Raw genomic sequence first — 21,723 nt, 5'->3', positions numbered from 1 at the left:
TCGGGTTTTCAAATTGAGTTTTCGAAACGAGTCATGCATCGAGGGCAGATACGAGAATTCGCACCGATTTCGCGTTGGCAATTCGGGCACGCACGCACGTTTGCTTCTAATGCTTCCTTTTCGGCAAGTCCCTTGCGATTGAAGGAATAAAAGAACGCCAACGCGGCGGCAACCGGCCAGCCGATGACCAGATAGACCAGTCCGGCAAAGCACCAGCCGATCAAACCGGTCGTCACTTTCCAAGCGGACTTTGGTTCGGGTGGCGGAGTATCCGTTGTGGTCGCTGTCGGTTCATACGGGTTGGTCATAGAGGCATCCGATCGATTTGTTGCGAGTTGGGGACAACCCAGACTGGAGTTTGACCGTCTTCGTTGGGAAACGGGCCGCAGATAACGGTTCGCTTGGAATCTGAAATGACTTGGACATCAAAGAGTTCTTCGACGCCTGATTCGAACTCCAGGTAGGCGACACTTTTTGCGGAGATCATGTCAACGACGACGATTCCACATCGCATCGACGCACGGTCGTTGCAAATGGGGACGCCACCAAACACGGAGGTCTCCCTTGCTTTACTCATTCCAATCAGCGCGAATTGACCGGCAAACGCCAGTCCGCGGCCGTAGCCTGGGAAGTCCACGATGGTCTCAAAGTTTCCTGACTCGGGATCGACCACTACCAGCCGGCCTCGACCGCTGTCCAACAGGTACAGCTTGCCCTGGTACCATCGTGGTGAGTGAGGCATGCAGAAACCGCTGGCGACGACTTGGTTGCTGCGAACATCGATCACGACGCCGCCGTCGGACTTATTGTCACGCCATCCACGTGGCGAATCGCTTGTCCCAAGGGCCGTCACGTATCGCGGCTTGCCATCAATCATGCACATTCCGTTGAGGTGGCAGCGATCCTGAGGTGCCAACTCGGAGATGAACGACGGTTGCCAGCGGGGGACGAAATTGTAGGCGTCGTGCAGATTACAAAGGCACGAGAAAAGTGTGTTGACGATCCAAAGTTCGCCATCGCGGCCCCATCCCATCTCGTGTACATGGATGTTGCCCGTCACGAATGACTCGCGGGCCAAGTAGCCACGATCGTATGTGCCCGCCGGCTCAATCTTGGACGCCAATTCTTGTGCGTTTCGTAGTTTCCAGATCAGATTGGGACCGCCGATCGCAAGCCGATCTTTGCCAACCGCGATCCCCATCGCCTGCTGGAAATTGGAGAACCCCAGTGTCAATTCGCTCTTGCTCAAGCCCACCGAGACGACTTTGCCAGCCGCGTAGGTTGAAATTAGCAGGGAAACGCCCAAGTGATCCAGGATGGGAACAAACTGCGAGCTGTGGCGATAGTTGATCTCGCGCATTGGCAAAGCATCCTTTTTGCCTGCTTGAGCCGCATTGCCCTCGTCGTCACTTGTCACAGATGCTTGATTCCCGCTCAAATAGAGATAGCTGATTGAGCCGACAGCATAAGCGGTTTGGTTGCCAGACTCAAATCGCGGGGAATTGGTGTCTTTGGAGCTGCGAGAGATGGGCTGGTTCGGATGATTCACACGACTCACTAGAGTTTTCGTAACACGTTTTTACCATACGATTTACACGGATTGGTGCGGAAACAGTCCGCGCAAATCAGCCGCCACGCGATAGCGTCCGGTTCTCCCGCCTATACTCGGGAACCGAACGCTATCGCGTTCCGGCTGATGCGTCGGGACTCGTGACGTCGTCCACTACGCGTTCCGGCTCAGAATCAACAGCCGCAAACGTACTAGTGCATCGTCCAGTCTTAGAACGTGGGTTCGGTAGATGAGCCGTTTTGGCGATAGCCACGGTTTTCGTGACACAACCGTGGCTAACGCCAAAACGGCTAACCCCAAAATCAAGACACAACCGTGGCTAACGCCAAAACGGCTAACCCCAAAATCAAGACCGGACGATGCACTAGTGGTCTGTGGCAGCTAAAAGTTAGGGTTTAACGTAGTGTTTCTTGCCAAAGATCCCACCGCTACAGGATCTTTAACAAGATCCACTACCCTAAAAATAAGTTATCCCAGACCACTAGTCATTCGTTACCTTGAAAAGGGCGAGCCTCATTGCCATGTCGGACGAATCATTACCAGAGCCCGCCAAACGGAAACCTCTTTGGCGGCGCGGGCTCGTTAAGTTTCTTAGGGTGTCGGCTCTGTGTTACGTGGGTTGCTTGATCGCCCTGGTCGCGATGGAGACTCGTTTGGTTTATCCGGGTGCGTACATGGACGCAACTGCGAGATTTGCTTCCCCAGCAAACAGCACATCAAGCAGCGAGCCGGCGTTCTTGCCGTTTGAGTACCCTACGGAAAACGGCGTCATGCTGACCGGCCAAATGTATTGCCCCGCCGACGCACCGAACATTGTGTTGTTTTTCCACGGAAACGGCTCTCAAGCAGCTTGGTTGGAGCCTTGGACGAGGCAGCTCTCGCGTGCATTGAATGCCAAGGTGGTTCTGGCGGAGTATCGCGGATTCGGAAATGATGAGGGCACGCCCAGTGAAGCATCCGTGATCGCCGACTGCTTGGCGGCACATGATGCCGTCAAAGAATACTTTGGTGTCACCGATTCAGAAATCATTTTGTACGGACGATCGCTCGGCGGTGGATGTGCCGCTGCGGTCGCTGATCAGCGCGGCGCTCAGATGTTGGTTCTGGAACGCTCGTTTGAACGACTTGTTGATGTGGCGGCTGGCAAGTATCCGATCTTTCCGATTCGGTTGTTGATGCGAAATCGTTACGACTGCATCGCGCGGCTGAAAGACTACGACGGTGCTGTGCTACAGATTCACGGCACGACAGATCGCCTGATACCCATCGAGCATGCGGAACACTTGTTTGCGGAACTGGGAACTCAAGACAAAGAGTTCATCACCGTTCCTGGTTTGGGGCACAATGACCCGATGCCCGATGAAACCATGCGGGCCATTGCGGATCACCTTGGTACGCGGTTGATGGTCCAATAGATTTCTTCTTCGAACGGTTGTCCGCTCTCGTCTTTGACCTTCAAAATCAAGTGGACTTGATCGACAGGTTTCAGATCTGTCACGTGTAGCTTCATGGCCATGCGGTCTGGGGTGAGTGAGATCGTTGATACAGGGATCGCTTCCTTGCCGGGTTTGTCGGTCGTTGGGGAGTACATGTCGCTGCCGTAGTCGCTCCGCCAGTGGTAGTTCCAGTATTCGGCCAAGTGGTTTTGCAGATCGGTCGCAGACACCGGATCCAGCGGAAAATTGAACCTAATCAACAGTCCGTCCGATTCCACTTGGCAATCGCTGACCATCTGAAACGGTTTGCCCGTGTATCGTAGCCGTTGAACTCCGTTTTCGAGTAAGCCGACGCGACCGCCACCGTTCCAGCCTTGCAGCCCACACGCGTAGACTTGGCCATCCGCCGGATTGACCCTCGCGCGCATGATGCCGGTTCGAAAATCGAATGGCAACTTCACAATCGCGGCCTGATCGACTTCGTCCACACGCTGCATCATTGTGTACGACATCCATCCTTTGCCGAAGCTTGTGTGCAGCAGGCGACCCGACAGTGGTCCCCAACGCGGATCATCGACCCAGAGTTGTCCGCCGCATGAGTTGTCGAATTCTTGCGGCATCCAGATCATCGGTCGATCAAACGTGGTGGGCGGCACAATGGACTTGATATCGATCTTCCCGCCATCGGGCGACCACTTGCCCGCGATGTTGTAGGTCGGGACCCAGCCATAGAATCCGCCTTGTCGGAGCACGCTGATCTTGGATGCGGGCGTCCATTGTCCTTGGTTATCACTCGCGACCACGCGGTCGTCGGGCAGCATTCCGATTCCGTTGGGGGTACGAAATCCTGTGCTCAGGACGCTGCGTTGGCTTCCATCGGGTGAGACTTTGATGACCGCTCCGGGCAAAGAGTAATCGGCGCCGTGGCCGCTTTTGGCGTAGTAGAAATTGCCTTTCGAATCGACTTGCAGGTCGAAATTGAAGGCATGGAAATTCACGGACACGTCCGTTTCCGCACTGAAACTTTCATAAAAGTCGGCTTCGTCGTCCCCGTTAAAATCATGCAGTCGCACCAACCGATCTTTACACGTCAAGTAAACCTGGCCATCGACGACCCGCAGTCCGAATGGTTCGTAAAGTCCGGCCGCGAAACGTTTCCACTGCAGACCGGTGAGCTGATCATCGATTCCCGATACGATCCAAACGTCGCCACCGTACATCGCAACGACCATCCGTCCGTCGGGTAAAAAGTCCAACGCCGATGTGCGAAACCAAGTGTTCGAGGGAGACTCGTCCGGGATCGTGATCGTATCCAGCGCGTAGGCTCCATTTTCCAAACCAGGGTAGCCGATCGTTGAGATCACTTTTGGCCACCGCAGCTCACCGCCGCTGGTCATGGATTGGATGGATGCGATCTCAGCTGTGGTCTCGGCTGTGATTTCAGCAGCGGGCTCATTCAGCCATTGGCCCACAAGACTGCCAAACGCAGACGCTGATGTTGCAACCTGGCGTCTTATTTCGATGAGACGTTTTTCATTGCTCTGAGGGATCACGAGCACGATCCGGGACTCGTCATCGATCTGCCAAGTCAATCCGTTTGTGTCGCCGCGAACCTGGGCGAATGAAACGCCGCCCGATTTGCCGCCGACGTTGTTTTCGCAATAGGCGACGGACGAGTTTGCATCGCCCGTCATTGGGTCGTTCACCGATGGAGTTTCGGTGCAAACGCCACCTCGGTTATTTTCACTGGCGACGGATTGAGCGACCGATAGTGTCAGTGGTGGACCGGGATCAATCTCCATCACGTGACGCACGGCAAGGTTGTCGTCGTCTTGGGGAATGACAGATGGCCATTCCTTGATTTCTCGACCGTCGATTGAATAGCTGAGGACGACATCGTTGTCGTGCAAGTAATGCCCGTGATAGTCCATCCACTTGATCGGCAGCGGACCGCGGGGCAAAACGTCTTCGGTTGGATAGTCGAACCGTCCTTCGTGCGCCCATCGCCATCCCTGCAAGCCATCGATAAATTGGCCGCGTGGGTTTGCGGTTCCTTCGCCGCGTGGGCGCATGTGTTGCGTCTCGCTGAGATCCAAAAAACCACCCGACCACAAACCGGCTTGATCCATCGTGTGCAGGTCGTACGAGAGGGTCACATTGCCCATCGGGATGGACAGCACGCTGGGGAACCGACGTTCCAATTGTGACGCCAGGGCTGGTCCAAAGTCCCGCTGGACCTCTGGGATTCGGTCGCCCTTTTCCGTTCCCTTGGGCAGTGAATCCAGGTACCGCGAGTCGATTTTGACGTAGTCCGGATTGCGATCTTTCATGAACGCTTCGCGGATGTAGTGCACGACTTGGTAGCGTTCCATCGGCGTCAATTGACTCATCGGCGCCATCAGTCCTCCGCCGCGTGTCAGGGTCATGAACATCCGGTAGGGATCCGAGCCAAACTTGAGCGGTTGAGTTCCGAACGCGCGGGCCGTCGCGAGCGAAGGCCGGTTGCCGTCCGGACCGTGGCAATTCACGCAGTATCCGTGAAAGATTGCCGATCCGGTATCAAAGTCCCTTTGTTTCAGCCGTTTGATGATGCCTGCGTGGTCCAGATTTTGGGAATCGTCGACGACCGCGAGCTGTTCATCAGTCGGTTTCAGTTCGTCCGCTCGTTGCTCGCCACCTCGGCTGATTTCGAAAAGGTATTTGGCCAAGTCATAGAACTCGCGTTGATCTCGTAGTGTACCGGCCAAGCCTTCGGGCATCATGGACTTGTTCGAGCGACGAATCGCCTCCACGTCTACTTTGCGGATCACCACCGAGCGTTGCAGATCGGTCGCGTCGCGTAGTTCGATCTCTTCGTCGTCTTCCTTGACCTGCAGGCCTTGAACGACCTGCCCATCGGTCTTCAGAACGGCGACCGTCTCGTAACCTTTGCGAATGCTTGCCGACGGTCTGAGGATCGCGTCGATCAAGTAACGGTGACTGACCGGTTCATCGAACTGGCTCAAGTTTGGTCCGAGCGGCGATCGCGTGTCGCTGGTGCTGTGACATCTCACGCAAGCGGCTGCGGATTTAAAAAACACGATCGCACCACGTCGAGCATCACCCCGCAAATCGGCTTCGAGTGCCAAGAATTCTGGGTCAGTCGCTAGCAGTTGGTCTTGCAGGCTTGCCGGATGACGAAGCGTTTCGGCGGAGGCGAGTGGTTGGACGCCGAAACAGCAGAGCAGAATCAGACAGCGGCTGGAGAAAGTCATCCGGTCATCCGTCGGGATTGATGAGGGAAGCGAGTATGTGAAGGCGGGAGACGGCGGGCCACCGAGGGCACAGTGGTTGCTACCATCGGAGTGACCATTCTACCTGGGACGCGTCGGCATGAGGCGAATGAGTGGTACTCGTTGCCAAAACGTGGCATTGTTGTTCCAATCTGCGATCGAATGCCGGTGAGCCACTGTTTTTTGTGGTCGGTACAAGCCCGAATCGGCAGATGGACGACCATTCGCCTTCCTAACCCTATGAGTATGATATGACGGACTATCCAAACGACGAAGACGGGATGGTGTTGGCGGATCTCGCATCGCAAGGCGTCGACATGACGCAGCCGATGGAAATTGAGTTTCCGGTTCTGACCGTTGATGAAGCATCGGCTAACGCGATCGCCAAAGCATTGGTCGAAGCCGGCTACGAAGCCTTCATCGAGTTCGATGAAGGTGAACCGGACGAGGATGGCATCATCGATCCGGATGATGAAGAATTCGGCCCGGCTTGGGACATCTATGTGACGGTCAAGATGGTTCCGACCTACGATGAGATCGTACGCATTCAAGACGACCTGACGCGCATCGCGAGCCCCTTTGGTGGCCTTTCCGATGGTTGGGGTGTGATGCTCGAAGACGATTACGACGACGAGTAAGGAGTCAGCGGTTGGATGCGGCGAACAATCCGCCTGCGATGCCGCCCATGACAACCGCGACGATCAACGCCCCGATTCGGCCTTTCGGTTTTTGGAAGGTGAATACGAACAGGTAGACGATGGTCAAGCACAACAGGCCTGTCTTGGGGCTTTCCTGAAAACCGTCAAAGATCAGTTTGATCGTGGCACCGATGGCGACCAACGAACAGGCCGCACCGGCAAGTTGCAGAAACATCGACATTGGATCGAAACCGACATTCTCAACACGGTTGGCGGCGTTGACCGCCAGGACCGCAACGGTGGTGGCTGATCCAAGAACAAAGAGGATCAAGCCGAGCATCCACCAAGGCATGCCTGCATTCTCCGTCATGTTCCGCTGCATCCGATCCGCATCCTTCATGTCCTGTTCCGCTTTCCGCAGAACCATTTCACTGGGATCGATGTCGACGCCGACGGTCATGTGACGCTGAACCGTCTGACCGGTCAACTTGTTGAAACCGCATTTGACGCACAACGCGGCTTCGGGTGGCATCGGTTCGTTGCATGCTGGGCAAACCGACGTGACATTCCTCTGAAATCCTGCTTCGTCGAACAAGTCGTCCAAGCCGCCGTAAGCGGGGGCTTGCTGTGGAGCTTGTGCTTGCAGTGGCTGAGCTTGGGGAGCCTGCGCGTAGGCTTGTTGCTGAGAACCAGGGGCCGGTTTCGGGTTCGGCTGTGAGCTTGTCTGAGGGGAGCCAGCCTGCGGCGAACCGGGGACCTGGACGGGCTGGCCGCAACCGGGACATTTCACCTTCCGACCGGCAAACTGATCTTGGACAGCGAGCGATTTCCCGCACGAACATTTGATCTGAATCGGCATGGACCCAACGACAAAGAGTGAAAAGGAACGAGAACAGGGAGCAGAGAACCATCTGCAACTCCTATTCTACCTTTTCCGTGCAATGCAGTCTCTTGGGGAGTCAAGATTCGTTGGATTTTGCTCCGCAGACGCAGGAATCACTCGCATGAAGAGGAGGTTGACAACACCGGTGTTGGCTCACAATTCGTCTTCGATGTCGCTCAAGTCGATCTTGCGTTGCAAAAACGGCTGTCGGGTGGATTGCAGCATCTTGTCCAAGGCTTTGAGGGCGACCGGCATCGAGGTCTTTGTCTGCCGCCATTGGCCCCACCAATCGATCAAGATTTTTGCGATGGCGTCATCGCCCATCCGCCACCATCGAACCGTATCCGCAATCGGCAGCGGTCCATGAACGAGATCCAACTCCGCTCCTGCCGCCAACACAATCGGGATGGTTCCCAATCCCCAAGGCATCCGGCCGCTCGAGTCGGCAACCTTCGTTCCGGAATTCCTGGCGATGGCAAGTTGAGTGACGAGCCACCCCACTCGCAACACTTCGGGAATCCGAGGATCTCCATCGGTCAACATCGCTTCGATCCAAAACCGTTGTGTCTTGGCGTCGAACTGTCCGTCGCCGCCACGGATCGGCTGAACCAACCAGCCGTGGATTTTCGCGGGCCACCAGCCGGTCGGAGGTGTGGAATCCCAGATCAGTGCGGCACTTTGGATCAGCAGTCCTGGGCCGCAAGTCTCCCATTTGGTTTTCAGCGGGTTGGCTCGCAACTCCAGTTGGGCCTCGAGCTTTGGAAACCGCTTCTTGAATTTGCCGGTGCATTCGGCCACCAGTCGGGCAACGGCCTTGCCGGTCTGTTCCAGTTGTAGCTCGCTGCAACCACCTGCGGACAAGGCAGACTCGCAAGCAGTCTGTTCGGATTCGCCGGCTGCGTAGGCTGCGTACAAGCTGTGCCAGAACATCGGGATGTCGATGGATGATGACAGCAGACGTGTATTGAGTTCCGCCGCCGGCTTGACCAACAGGTTCTCAGTACGCTCATCCGTGCAGGCAGCACCGGTCGCGACCACGTAAGCGGCATGAATGGCGCTCAGGTCAACCGAAGGTTTGAACTGGACCTGGGAAAATTTTGCCACGGGAGATCAGTCCTCACACAGGTGGCCGCGGATCCATTGCTCAAGTTCTTCAAAGTCGACCGGTGGCAACTTGGACAGATCGGGGCGAAGTTTGACCGCTTCGTGGAGATAGATGTGATGGATCTCCGACTGCGTTTTTGTCGTGTTCCAGTGCAGCAAGACTCGGATGCATCGCGGCAACGAGCCTTCCACGGTGATCTCGTAGCCGCACAGCAGCGGAACCTCCAGCCATCCCAACTGTCTGGCCGCAAGCGCGGGAAACTCAGCGGTCAGGTCTTTGGTGACCGTAAAGAATGCACTTGCCAAGTCGGCCGAGTCGATTCCGTTTTGGCGGATCATCAAACCGATCAATTGCCGCGTTGCGAGCAATATCTCGTCTCGATCGTCGTTTTCAACCGTTGTCGCGCCACGGACGCCTCGGCACACCGTCATTCCTTGCTCCCGCTTCTTTGCCGTTTTCTGTGATTTCTGATCAAGTATATTGTCTGGCCACCACTCTGGGGACCGCCGCATCGCCTGCGTATTCTCTGCGTCGGACAGGCGTTCGGAAAGGGGCCCCCAATAGGAAGCTTGAGCGGGCGGCTGATTTAGTCGAAACACTGAAATGGATGCTCGATGCGTGCAAGACCCGGCCGCTCACGCGTCACGGCTCACTGCGTTTGGTAGCGTTATCCGCTTCGATACGTTGAGCTGTTAGGGATTGAGCAGTTTGGGATTGGATGCAAACTCCGGCTAAAAACCGTGATTCCGCCACGTTCTAAGCCGGACGTTCTCTTACCCGCCGTCGGCTCACGAAATCAAAGATTTCGGCAGGTTACATACAGGCCCCACGACAAGGGACGGGGCCCGGCAGAAGCCGGTAAGCTTACTCTAGAGGGATGGCTCCGCGGCCGATAAACTTATTGCTCACAGAACAATCGTCGGCGGTGTAACGCATGCGTCCATCCATGATCGTTCCATTTTCGTCTGATTTTTTCATTCTCTATCGATTGCTGGAGTCTCTTTGATGTCCAATCGCACTCCCCATCAAGATCGCATCATCAAGAACTACTATCGGAATCGTGATTCCATCGGGCTGCAAAAAGCTCAGGAAGCGATCACCGAGCTGTACTTGAGCGAAGGCAAGAAACGGGAGACCGTTTGGAAGCGCTTGGTCAGTCATCTAGAAAAAGCAGGATTGGACGCAAAACAGATCAAGCACTTGCGTGAGCAGGACGATCCTGCATTGGTGGCCGAAGCGATCGCAAAGCTGAGCTGAACATCTCGATCCGTTGACCCGGCGGATCCAAATGTCTCGCTTGCGTTTCGCTCGGCCAAGTAACGCGAGCGGCAGATGAATCTGTAGCTGCCGTGGTGGACGAGGTCACGAGTCGCTTGGCGAAAAAAGCTTTGGAGGACTCGTGACCTCGTCCACTACAGATATGTGGCTGCTTTCCTCGCCATCAATCGCTTCGCAATCCTGTCAGAATCTCGCGGTAGTCTTTTCAAAGTCCTCCGCACGCTGTTTCAGACGAGATTCCTAACGTGATTGCTATCCATCGCGTGAATGGCTTTTGCTGCCCCGTGTTTCTGTGCATGGGAGTTGTTGTTGCGGTGGTTTGCCAGCCGTTTTCCTGCTCGACCGCGAGTTTCCCTCTGATGTTTCCATAATCGACTTGGAAGCGATTCGAGTTCAAGTGGAGTCGCAGACGTAATCGTTTCGGGAGTTAGACGGACAAACGCTGTAGGCCTCACGTCACATCGTCCACAAAAGAGAATCGCCCTGGTGCTCGGGAGACACCAGGGCGATTCATTTGTCCTTGAGGTACAGGGTCGATCGGTTTGACTCAATCGATCTTGCTCAAGCGATCGGGCTCAATCGACTAGAAAGTCAGTCCCAATCGGAATGCGGGGCCTACCAAAGCGACGTCTGGGTTGACGAGTCCCGCGATCGCTCCGGCTTGCCAGTTCTGTGTCTCAAACGCCACTTGCGCGACCAACTCGTTGCTGCCCAAGCGACGACGTGCTTCCAAACCGGATCGCAATTCCAGGACTTGCGTGACCGTGTCGTCGGCGTCCAAGCTCACCAAGCCGGGGATGACCAACGAGCTGTCCGTCAGCAGGATGCTGGCGCGACCACCGAGGAAGTAGTGGAGATTGGACGAACCCAGTTGACGTCGCATTTGAGCGGCGAAGGTCGGGCCGACGCCTTCCGTTTCATACGCGGCGCTGCCGAGTCCTGGAACCGTCAATCCGAGTTCCATGTTGCCGTATCGCAGACCAGCAGAAACGGTCACGTCGCTGCCGTAAAACTGTGTGCGACTGGTGGTCTCCAAGTCCAACGCGTGGATCTCCAGACCGGTGAACAATCCACCAATCGCGGTATCGTCGGTCTTGTGATCATATTGCCAGTAGGTGGCTCGGAAACCCAGTCCGTTGGACAGTTCGCGTCCGATGAAGATTCGCGGCGAAACGTCACTGTCAAACGCAGGCGTCAAGTTCGTCGTGGTTCCCAGCGCGGTGATCGAAAGCGCACCGGTGTGCGGTTTCAAGATCGCCAGCTCAACACCTGCGTATGTGGTGCATTTGCCAACACAGTTGGTGGCAATGCGGCTACTGGGAGTCGGGCAACTGTTGCAAGCCGACGGTGCCGGTGCGGCGACCACGGTTTGAGACTCGATCATCGACAGACGAGCTTCCATGTTCGCGAAGCGGTCTTCGAGCAACACTGCGGTGTTGACGGTCTCCGTGCGGTCCTCGTCCGATTCGGTGATCAGATCTTGCTCATAAGCGACGTCGACCGCGACCAAGCTCACGTCACTTGCGTTTGCGTTGATTGTGGATCCAAGTGCGAGAGCCGCCAGCGTAGCGATGCTAAACAATTTTCGTTTGCGCATCATCATACCTCCATGCATCGTTTTTAATTCGGCCCAGCGACAGTTTGGTATCCGTACCGGTTCGTCTGTGGGGTCACCTGGTAGCCTGTGGCTATTTTGATGAGGGTGGGCCGTCACAGATCCAATCGTCGCGGCCCGTGTGATCCGTCACTTTGAGATGACGGGATACCCTCAGGCGGGATAACGGTCACAAATTGACACAGAAATGGGCCTTGCGATCGATATGCTCATCAAAGAGAGCACGAACGAAACACAACATCCAATGCGGACAATCGGAACAGCCCGTATTGTTTCTCAAATCAGATGTCAGTCTGATCACTACTGATGCACGTTGATGAACTGCCAGCCAGATATTTTCCAGTCCCCGCCATAGCTTCTGCACCAACGGCACTCGGCCAGCAACCTGGATGGCATGCCTTTGATGCGTTCGATCGTCAACACGCCGATGGCGCGTTCGGCGATGACCTGATTGGTGATCAATCCCATTCCCGCGGCGGAGACATTTCTGGAGAAAGCGCTGATCGTTTCCCCGCCTCGGATGCTGATTTGCACCGGACGCACGAGTGTTTCCCGGTGCGTAGAACGGTGCTCCGTGCGATCGTAATAGGCATCTTCCTCCAACAGTTCACGGATCAAGTCTTCCACATCGCGAGAGGGCGCCGTTCCACTAAGACGTAACATGATCGATGAGACTCCATTGCCCCTAGCGTCGTTAGGGAGCGGGTTACCGGTAGATTCCGAAGACGCAAGATTTCCAAAGATGATTCGGATCGCTGGAGGCACGCGCCACCGTAGTAAGGTTGGGGGACAAAATCGATTAGGCAAACTGATTTAGTGCGAGACGAGTCAAAAATCAGAAAATCCTTGCATTTAATCCCTCATAACGGGATAACGAAGGTACTCCTCTTCTTCTCTACCCTCGCACGGGAAATTGAGATGACTCAATCGTCAGAATCCGCGTCGCTCTCCAGAGCACGACTCTCGAGAGTCGCATCCCTCTCCACCACGATCGCTCCACTCAATTGCCCAATTCGATGGCCAGTGTTGGTCGCCTTGGTTGCTTTCTGGGCATGTCCCCACATCGTCGCTTTTGCTCAGTCGCCCAGTCCAAGCAGCAGTGCATCGTCTCGAGCCGAGTCGATCACGGAAGGTCAGTACCTTTTTCAGAAACGATGGACATTCGAGCCGGCTCCGCAAGACGCACCAGCTGGCGGGTTTGTTCGCGGTGATGGCCTGGGGCCGATGCACAATGCCCAATCCTGTGAGGCTTGCCATGTCGGTGGCGGGGCGTCCGGCGTGAATCACAACGTCACGTTGCTGACCATCGATCCCAGATCACCCGTCATCACGAAAGCCGTCGAAGCTCGACGACTTGATCCGACCCATCTGCAGGAACTCAAGGAAATCTTTCCCGGGTTGGTTTCCGCCAACAACAGCATATCGATCGATATCGTTGTGCACTCTCGATCCACTCGCCCGTTTTACGATCTGGTTCGAAAGGAACTCAAACGCAAGATTGCGGGCGACGTCCCTGATGAGTGGCTCGAGGAATCGACGCGGACCTCCAGTGCAATCGCAGCCAAACCTGTCTTGTCGGGTAGGACCGAGAACGTGGACTTTTATCTCAGTCAACGAAACTCGCCTCCGTTGTACGGTTTGGGGGCGATCAATCGGATCGAGATGAGGCAACTCAACAAGATTGCACTTTCCCAAGTCCGGACCAGTGGCGGTGAAGTCTCGGGGAGGTTGGGGGTCGGCAGGTTTGGCTGGAGGGCACAGACGGGGACGCTACAGCAATTTGTTCGCGGAGCATGCGCGGGTGAACTCGGCTTGCAGCTCCGCTCGACTCCCCAAACGCCGGACATCGCGGATGAGACCTATCGCAGCGAAGGCGTTGATTTGAATGAAACGCAAGTCGTAGAGTTGACCAAGTTCGTAGTGTCCATTCCCGCGCCGAAACGGCAACGTGTTGCTGTTCCCAAGAACGTCAGCGACGGCGAACGGCTGTTTGCAAAAATCGGCTGCGCGGTGTGTCACGTCGAAAACATTCGCCCTGCCTACGGCATCTACAGCGACCTGCTGCTGCACGACATGGGAGATCTCCTCTCCGCACCGTCGCCCGCCCCGATCCCGACGTCCGTCGGCGTCGCCCGGATGCGTGTCCCCGGGCTCTCGGATTCGTCAGGAAGTCCGATTTTGGAATACTACGGTGGTCGTTCATTACCAATGCCCTATCCGTATCCACGACCTGAGTTCCCCCAGTTTCCCTATGGTCAGTCGGTGGACGCGTCAGCTCCCACACCTGACGTGACAAGAATGGGATGGGATGACTTTGCACGCGAATGGCGGACGCCGCCGTTATGGGGACTGGCTGACACGGGACCGTACTTGCATGACGGTCGGGCCGAAACGATTGATGCCGCCATCCGCTGGCACGGCGGCGAAGCGAGTTCCGCTGCGACCGCTTACCGAAAGCTGACGTGGGGCGATCAAGAATCAGTGATTGCGTTTTTGAGCAGTTTGAAGGCTCCTTTGCCAGCACAGAGCGCCTTGGCAATGGGCGACGAAGAATTCTTGAACGAAGTCGGTTGGTCGGCCAGCGAGATCAGCGATTCCAAAGTGAGTGTTTCCGAAGTCAATCACCAGGATACGTCGGACTCCGATTTCTCACGTCAGGCTCTTGCAATCATGCAAATGGACTGAACGCCCCGTTTGACCCGTAGCCAACGGCGCAGGCGGAAGCGGCGTTAGACACTGCGGTGCAATCCGGTTGATAGCGTCTCCTGCGCCTTCGGCTGCGGGTCAATCGAACGAGCCCCGGCGTTGCAATCTCACACCAGCCCCGTTTGACCCGTAGCCAACGGCGCAGGCGGAAGCGGCGTTAGACACTGCGGTGCAATCCGGTTGATAGCGTCTCCTGCGCCTTCGGCTGCGGGTCAAACGAACTTGCCCGGCGTTGCAATCTCACACCAGCCCCGTTTGACCCGTAGCCAACGGCGCAGGCGGAAGCGGCGTTATGCGCTGCGGTGCAATCCGGTTGGTCGCGTCTCCTACGCCTTCGGCTGCGGGTCAATCGAGCGAAGCCCGGCGTTCTGCCGGTTTTGGCGACCGTTGGCCATGGACGCATGGTTTCATGCTCGACCGCCAACTAAGATGTCACGACAGCATGCACCTGACTCCGCTTTGCGGCATGCCCCCACCTGTTCGTACCTCACTCGTTCCCTCCTCCCACCGATCCCCATCCCATTTCGCGACTCAGCGTGGGGTGGCAGGCAAATGTATGCGTGAATTGCCTCCCGAAAGTGCGTACGGACTTGACTGTACGCTCATTTTTTCAGATCGCTCCAGACGCAAGTTTTTGTGGCTGATTTTTGTTGTTGCTGTGTTCCTACCCGGTACCGCCAAAACCAGGGCGACCGCACAAGACAGCGGAGCGCCCGTGACGGCCAGCAAAGTCCAACTTCGACAATCCAAGTCATCCTACCAACTGCTGGGAACGGTGACGCCGAGCCGGATGACCACCATCGGTTGCGCGCTCGCCGGACGCGTCGATATTCTGCACGTCAAACGTGGCGATCACTTGGCCAAGGGAGAGGATATCGCAAATCTGAAAACGGAAGTCATCAAGATCGAGATCGCGGCCGCCAAGGCAGAGCATCGCCTAGCGCAACAGCAGCTTGCGGAGCTGCAAGCGGGATCACGCTCCGAGGATGTGGAGGAAGCCAGAGCAAGAATGGAAGCGGCCGCTGCGATTTCCCGGCGTTCGGAAAGCCAAATGAAACGCATCAAGCGACTGATCGCATCCAATGCGGCCTCGGCTGACGAAGTCGACGTTGCTATTGCCGATGCCGACTCGTCGGAACAACTTTATCGAGCAGCAAAGGTCGCATACGATCGGACCGTCGCGGGTCCTCGCTTGGAACAGATCGCCCAAGCGCAAGCGAGCGTGGATCTGCAGGGAGAACGCGTTCGATTGTTGGAGGACCGTTTGCAAAAGCACACCGTTGTCGCACCGTTTGATGGCTATGTCACTGCAGAGCATACGGAAGCCGGTGCTTGGGTGGTGGCAGGTGATCCGGTCATCGACATGATCGAGTTGGATACCGTCTTGGTCGAAGTCGCGGTGCCGGTTTCCCAAATCATTGCACTTCGCCAAGGACAATCGATTCGCGTGGAGTGTCCCGAGCGTCCCGGCGAGTTGCTGTTGGCTACCCTGGAACGCATCGTGCCTTCGGCAGACACTCGCTCTCGAACATTTCCAATCTTGTTAAGAATCGAGAATCGAACCGTCGACGGCATCCCGATCTTGATGTCAGGGATGGTTGTGCGAATTGACCTGCCGGTCGGACCTGAAACTCAATCACTGTTCGTACCGACCGATTCAATCGTCTTGGATCGCACGAAACACAGCGTGTTCGTCGTCGATGTGGATGGACAAGCAGGCATGTTGACCGGAGCGGTTCGCCGCGTCCCTGTGGAGCTTGGGATCGCCGACGGCGAGTTGATTGCGGTGACGGGAGATTTGCAAGCAGGAGAATGGGTGGTTACACGAGGAAACGAGCGGTTGGCAATCGGGCAGTCGGTTTCGTTTGCCGCTGAGGTCGAGTAACACAGTGTTTGACACCCTGATTCAAAATCCCGTCAAAGTCTACGTCGGCGCAATTCTAGCTGCGTTGTTCGGCACGTTGTCGCTTGGGTTGATTCCCAAACAATTGGTTCCCGAAGTTCAGAATCCGGTGTTGACCATCGAGACCAATTGGCCTGGCGCCAGCCCACAGGAGATCGAACGCGAAATCGTTTTGGAGCAGGAGGAACAACTGCAGGGTGTCGAGGGACTCGTCAAACTATCGTCCAGCTGCCGTGTCTCCAACGCCGAACTGACGCTGGAGTTCGAGATCGGAACGGACATCGACGACGCATTGGCCAGAGTAAACACTCGCTTGCAACAGGTTCGTGAGTACCCGGTTGATTCTGGAGAGCCGGTCATCGAAGCGTCGGACTTGGGAGACCGCCCCATTGCACGATTCGCATTGACGCCGCGTCCGCCGAGCAACGAAGCGATCGTTGCTTTCCAAACCGAACATCCTGAATTGGCGGAGTTGCTGGAACCGGCTCGACGGGCACGCAATTCCGCGTTGCGTGTGTTCCGTTTGCAGAATTGTTTGGACGAGTTTGGTGAGATCCATCCGCAACTGGAGACGCTTCGTCCACCGCCGATCGACCTGGAAAAGCTCCGCAAGTTCTCAGAGAACTTTGTCGAGCCTCGCTTGGAACGAGTCCCCGGCGTCGCGGATGCGGAAACTAACGGAGGTCGCGAACAAGAATTGCAGATCATCGTCGATGCCGAAAAACTGGCGGCCCGCCAAATCACGATTCGCCAAGTTCGAGAGGCTCTCAACCGCCAGAACAGCGACAGCACGGCGGGTGAGATTTTCCAAGGCAAGCGAACATGGGTCATCCGAACCTTGGGGCAGTTTCGTGACCCCGAACAAGTCAAGCAGCAGCTACTGGTATCCGACGGCAACATGCGTGTGTATGTCGGCGATGTGGCCGAAGTCCGATTGGGCTACAAGGATCGCGATAGCGTGTCTCGTCGATACGGGACCGAGAGCATCGGATTGAGTGTGCAGCGGGTCACCGGTGCAAACGTGTTAGAAGTGATGCACGGACTGCGAAAGGCGGAACGAGAATTGAACGAAGGCTTCCTGGCTCGAGAGGGGCTGGAGCTGTTTCAGTATTACGACGAAACGGAGTACATTGAGTCCGCGATTGCGTTGGTGTTGCAAAACATGCTGATCGGCAGCGCGGCAACCATCATCGTGCTGATGCTTTTCTTGCACTTCAGTCGTGCCACGATGCTCTCCAGCATCGCGATCGCAGCCACCGCCGTCGCGTCCGTCTATCTGTCGCCGTGGTACTACCTTGGCACGTTGGCACTGATCATCATCTTGGGCTATCGGTATGCCCGTGGTGCCTTGGTCGCCGCGCTGGCGATTCCGATCAGCATCACAGGCGCGTTCTTGTGCATGACGTTGCTGGGCCGTTCGTTGAACGTGATTTCTCTCGCCGGAATGGCGTTTGCCGTCGGGATGTTGGTCGACAACGCTGTCGTGGTCTTAGAAAACATCACGCGGCGAAAGCAGATGGGTGAAACCGCATTCAACGCAGCGTCTCGGGGTGTGAGCGAGGTCGCCGGCGCGATTGTCGCGTCGACGTTGACGACGATCGCTGTGTTCTTGCCGGTGATCTTTGTCCAAGCAACGGCGGGTCAGCTCTTTCGCGACATTGCCCTTGCCATCAGTTGTGGGATCGCATTTTCACTCGTGGTTTCTTTCACGGTCATTCCAGTCGCCGCCTCACGACTGTTTCGCCGCAGCGACGCCGTAGACGCGAACGCATCGTCCGAATTGGATAATGCAACGACAGCGAATACATCGCCCGATCGGCATCCGGAATCCGAGCGGCATCCGGAATCCGAGCGGCAGCCGGAATCCGAGCGTCACAGCGGATGGTTGGAGCGTTGGGTGATGGCCGTTTCCGGTGCGTTGGTCAGTGCAGTGGTCGGATTCAATTCTTGGATTCTGACGTCGCGATTGAGATCGATCACGGTTGCCCTGGTGATGACAGGTCTGTCGCTCGGGGTCAGTTATTGGTTGTGGCCGAAAGTCGAGTATTTGCCGACCGGGAATCGCAACTTCGTCTTCGCCCGATTCTCCTTGCCGCCCGGGTATAACTTGGACGAACTGTCCGACATCGGAGCGATTGTTGAAGAACGATTGCGCCCCTATTGGGATGTCAATGAAGGTGAAGGACCGAGCAACGGGGCGGACGCGCCGGCCATCGACTACTATTTCTGCTCGATCCGCGAGCGAAGTCTTTTCATGGGATTTCGGGCGGCAGATGAAGCACGTGCGGCGGAGTTGATTCCGTTGGTACGAGCCGCCGGCGCCGGACTGCCAGGGATCCGTGTCATCGGCGCACAATCCAGCTTGTTCGGCCGAGGTCTGACCGGCGGTCGAACCATTGACATCGAGATCTCTGGTCCCGACTTGAAGAGGATGGTGGACATTGCCGCGAGGGTCTTGGCCGATGTCGAACGACTGATGCCCGGCGCGCAAGCTTCCGCGGAGCCGAGCTTGGAACTCTCCAGTCCCGAGATTCATCTTCGTCCTAAATTGCTGGCGGCGTCGGAGATGGGCATCGATACGACGGACTTGGGGTATGTCGTGGACGCTCTGGTCGACGGCGCCTATGCGGGTGACTATTACGTCGGCGGTGAGAAGATCGACATGACCATTAAGGGATCCGAGACGGGAACGAAGGATCCACAACTGCTGATGTCCATGCCGATGGCAACGAGCGATGGCGAAATCGTACCGTTGCTGGCGGTTGCCGAGATGAAATATGGAAGTGGGCCAGAGCAGATTCAGCGCCGCGAGCGATTGCGGTCGATCACCGTTCAAGTCAGCCCCGCGTCTGAGATGCCGTTGGAGGCCGCAATGGACTTGGTCAACAATCAGATCATTTCACCGATGATCGATGAAGGCGTCATCGGCAACGAGTACTTCGTCGCCCTATCAGGTACGGCAGACAAACTGCGTCAAGCCTGGGATGCGCTGCAATACAACTTTCTGTTGGCGTTGTTGATCACTTACCTGTTGATGGCGGCCTTGTTTGAGTCCTGGCTGTATCCGCTCGTCGTGATTTTCAGTGTGCCGCTGGGAGCCGTCGGCGGGATTGTCGGGCTCTGGCTGTTGAACTTTTTTGTTCAACAATCGTTGGACGTGTTGACAATGTTGGGCTTCATCATCTTGATCGGAACCGTGGTGAACAATGCGATCTTGATCGTCCACCAGTCACTCATCCACATGCGCGAAGAAAACTTGACTCCGATCCAAGCGGTCCCCGAAAGTGTACGTACGCGTATTCGCCCGATTCTCATCACGACGTTGACCACCGTGTTGGGATTGCTGCCGTTGGTACTCTTTCCCGGTGCGGGCAGCGAGTTGTACCGCGGGTTGGGCGTGGTGTTCTTGGGCGGCATGGTCGTTTCAACATGCTTTACCCTAGTCTTGGTACCGGTGGTCTTTGTCTTGTTCATGGACCTACAGCGGTTCCTACGTTTGGCATGAGCCACGTAGCCACGTCTCTCCAAGACGCGAAACTTCGAGCCTCGTGGAGGCTCGAAGAGGCTCGCCTACGTGAATGCGACGTGAAAAGCGAACCAGAGTTGCTCTACTGTGTCCACTCACGACTTCACTTAAGGCGATGGCCTTGTGGCGGCCTAACCCGGATTATTCATGCGGATGATTGAATTTAGCGCAAACTGATTCTTGACAATGAGTTGTCACATCGTGGGGAAATGCAGATTGCTTTTCATAACCCGGGCTAAGTGTAAGACCGCCAGCGCCAGTAGGCGGTTGATCCGGTCGCGGAACATTGTGTTGTCGGGTGCATTTGACACATCGATCAAAAATGATTCGCTCAGCATTTTAAGTGCAATCCTGCGACAGCGGTCATTGTGCGACGATTGCCGATCAGGATTGTCCCATGCGTGATCGCAACGATCAACCAAACGCTCGCTCGGTTCGTCCCAACTCTCTAGCTCATCATCCAGTCTTGGAACACGGTTTCGCCGAATGAGCCGTTTTGGCGTTAGCTGTTACCGGCCTCGCTTGGATCGCAAATCCCGCGCGTTCTGGGCCGATTTGTGGTTGGAATAGGAAAGGCGTCGTACACCGCTAATTCGGTACACTTTCGCCCGCCCTCGCAGCCAGTATCTCGCCGCCCGCCTTCTCCCCCAGCTTTTCTGGGGGAGAAGGCGGGGGATGAGGGGGCTGAGCGCTGAAACGTTGCTTCACCCAACACGCATCCATCCCAAGCGACTTCGAGCACGAAAAGCCAACTACCAACTTCACTCCTCCCATTTCTAACTTCCACTCATGATCCGATCCTACTTTCTCTGATTCGAAGCTCCTTCCGTCGAGCTTGTCTCGGCGGAGGAAACAACTGACGGCTACTCGCCCAGGCCAACAAAACTTCCCCACCGCCCGCGAATCGCCTTTGGCGATTCGCGGGCGGTGGGGAAATGAATGCGATTGTGTTACCGGGTAGCTGCCAGTTGTTGCTCCGAACCGGGGCAAGCCCGGCGGAAGCAAAGAATCCATCTTACGTAGACTGTGAACAATGAGTCACTTCTGGTCAATGAAACCATCCGATCTCAATTCGGCCAAGGCCATCCTGAGAGAATCGGGAGACGAAGAAGCGTCGAGAGGTCTCTCCAATTTTCGCAACAATTCGGCTACGCACGCCTCAAGAGAATAAAAAATCAACCCAGTCTCAATTCTGCCAAAAATGGACACTTCTCGCTGATCGCCACCCCGCAGAACGCTCGTTCCCGGTCTCACGCCTGGGAACGCACTGCCACGGAGGCTCTGCCTCGCGGAAATCAGCGTGGTCTGGAAATTGTCAGCAGATCGGCATGCAGGAGCCTGCCAATCATTGGGTTCCCAGGCAGGAGCCTGGGAACCAGTGGCGGCGATCAGCGAGAAGTGTCCAAAAATGCGACATGAAAAAGGCCGGTAACATCTGTCACCGTCGAAAACCCAATGCAAGGCCTGACCCCAGCGAAGCTCTCCGAAAAAGGCCGGTAACATCTGTCACCGTCGAAAACCCAATGCAAGGCCTGACCCCAGCGAAGCTCTCCGTCAAGAGAATAAAAAATCAACCCAGTCTCAATTCTGCCAAAAATGGACACTTCTCGCTGATCGCCACCCCGCAGAACGCTCGTTCCCGGTCTCACGCCTGGGAACGCACTGCCACGGAGGCTCTGCCTCGCGGAAATCAGCGTGGTCTGGAAATTGTCAGCAGATCGGCATGCAGGAGCCTGCCAATCATTGGGTTCCCAGGCAGGAGCCTGGGAACCAGTGGCGGCGATCAGCGAG

At 56.2% G+C, this 21,723-nt stretch carries 14 protein-coding genes; 6 read left to right on the top strand and 8 right to left on the bottom strand.

The annotated features are described in order from the left end of the window. Positions 1–8: 8 nt before the first annotated feature. Entirely contained in the window at positions 9–308 is a 300-nt protein-coding gene (locus Pla52nx_RS16590) for a hypothetical protein (protein WP_146522590.1), read from the bottom strand. Beyond that, on the bottom strand, positions 305–1,549 hold the full coding sequence (locus tag Pla52nx_RS16585; protein WP_197454973.1) for a TIGR03032 family protein: 1,245 nt from the start codon (positions 1,547–1,549) through the stop codon (positions 305–307). Before Pla52nx_RS16585 ends, Pla52nx_RS16590 begins: the two co-directional genes overlap by 4 nt. 617 nt (positions 1,550–2,166) lie before the next feature. On the opposite strand from Pla52nx_RS16585, the gene Pla52nx_RS16580 reads away from it, so the two are divergent. After that, positions 2,167–2,985, top strand: a complete 819-nt coding sequence (locus tag Pla52nx_RS16580; RefSeq protein WP_197454974.1) for an alpha/beta hydrolase — start codon at positions 2,167–2,169, stop codon at positions 2,983–2,985. On the opposite strand, the gene Pla52nx_RS16575 is transcribed toward Pla52nx_RS16580, so the two are convergent. Next, positions 2,955–6,260 (bottom strand): DUF6797 domain-containing protein, encoded by a 3,306-nt coding sequence (locus tag Pla52nx_RS16575; RefSeq protein ID WP_231742451.1) that lies wholly within the window; start codon positions 6,258–6,260, stop codon positions 2,955–2,957. The genes Pla52nx_RS16580 and Pla52nx_RS16575 overlap by 31 nt on opposite strands. A gap of 269 nt (positions 6,261–6,529) precedes the next feature. Between Pla52nx_RS16575 and Pla52nx_RS16570 the strand changes: the two genes are divergently transcribed. Then, positions 6,530–6,916 carry a ribonuclease E inhibitor RraB gene (locus Pla52nx_RS16570; protein ID WP_146522592.1) on the top strand — a complete coding sequence of 129 codons (387 nt, stop codon included), beginning with the start codon at positions 6,530–6,532 and terminating at the stop codon, positions 6,914–6,916. A 4-nt stretch (positions 6,917–6,920) separates the two neighbouring features. Here Pla52nx_RS16570 and Pla52nx_RS16565 read toward each other — a convergent pair whose 3' ends face one another. The 3 genes from Pla52nx_RS16565 to aroH form a co-directional block, all read right to left on the bottom strand. Continuing rightward, positions 6,921–7,775: a tripartite tricarboxylate transporter TctB family protein gene (locus tag Pla52nx_RS16565; protein WP_146522593.1), complete on the bottom strand. Its 855-nt coding sequence runs from the start codon at positions 7,773–7,775 to the stop codon at positions 6,921–6,923. Positions 7,776–7,952: 177 nt separating this feature from the next. Beyond that, on the bottom strand, positions 7,953–8,903 hold the full coding sequence (locus tag Pla52nx_RS16560; RefSeq protein WP_146522594.1) for a hypothetical protein: 951 nt from the start codon (positions 8,901–8,903) through the stop codon (positions 7,953–7,955). A gap of 6 nt (positions 8,904–8,909) precedes the next feature. Then, a complete protein-coding gene (gene aroH, locus Pla52nx_RS16555; protein ID WP_146522792.1) occupies positions 8,910–9,335 on the bottom strand; it encodes a chorismate mutase in 426 nt (141 codons plus the stop codon). Between the two features lie 574 nt (positions 9,336–9,909). Between aroH and Pla52nx_RS16550 the strand changes: the two genes are divergently transcribed. After that, a complete protein-coding gene (locus Pla52nx_RS16550; protein ID WP_231742460.1) occupies positions 9,910–10,161 on the top strand; it encodes a hypothetical protein in 252 nt (83 codons plus the stop codon). Positions 10,162–10,765: 604 nt separating this feature from the next. On the opposite strand, the gene Pla52nx_RS16545 is transcribed toward Pla52nx_RS16550, so the two are convergent. Beyond that, a complete protein-coding gene (locus Pla52nx_RS16545) occupies positions 10,766–11,779 on the bottom strand; it encodes a hypothetical protein (protein ID WP_146522596.1) in 1,014 nt (337 codons plus the stop codon). Positions 11,780–12,097: 318 nt separating this feature from the next. Continuing rightward, a complete protein-coding gene (locus tag Pla52nx_RS16540) occupies positions 12,098–12,460 on the bottom strand; it encodes a PilZ domain-containing protein (RefSeq protein ID WP_146522597.1) in 363 nt (120 codons plus the stop codon). 255 nt (positions 12,461–12,715) lie between these two features. On the opposite strand from Pla52nx_RS16540, the gene Pla52nx_RS16535 reads away from it, so the two are divergent. From Pla52nx_RS16535 to Pla52nx_RS16525, 3 genes are all read left to right on the top strand, one after another. Further along, positions 12,716–14,482, top strand: coding sequence for a di-heme oxidoredictase family protein (locus Pla52nx_RS16535; protein WP_146522598.1), 1,767 nt, complete (start codon positions 12,716–12,718; stop codon positions 14,480–14,482). A gap of 736 nt (positions 14,483–15,218) precedes the next feature. Further along, the gene (locus tag Pla52nx_RS16530; protein WP_197454976.1) at positions 15,219–16,388 is read left to right on the top strand and encodes an efflux RND transporter periplasmic adaptor subunit; all 1,170 of its coding nucleotides are present in this window, start codon (positions 15,219–15,221) and stop codon (positions 16,386–16,388) included. Between the two features lie 4 nt (positions 16,389–16,392). Next, on the top strand, positions 16,393–19,911 hold the full coding sequence (locus tag Pla52nx_RS16525) for an efflux RND transporter permease subunit (protein ID WP_146522600.1): 3,519 nt from the start codon (positions 16,393–16,395) through the stop codon (positions 19,909–19,911). The last annotated feature ends 1,812 nt before the right edge of the window (positions 19,912–21,723 follow it).

It is taken from the genome of Stieleria varia (genome assembly GCF_038443385.1).
Lineage (GTDB): Bacteria > Planctomycetota > Planctomycetia > Pirellulales > Pirellulaceae > Stieleria > Stieleria varia.
This window is presented reverse-complemented; position numbering and strand designations above follow the sequence as displayed.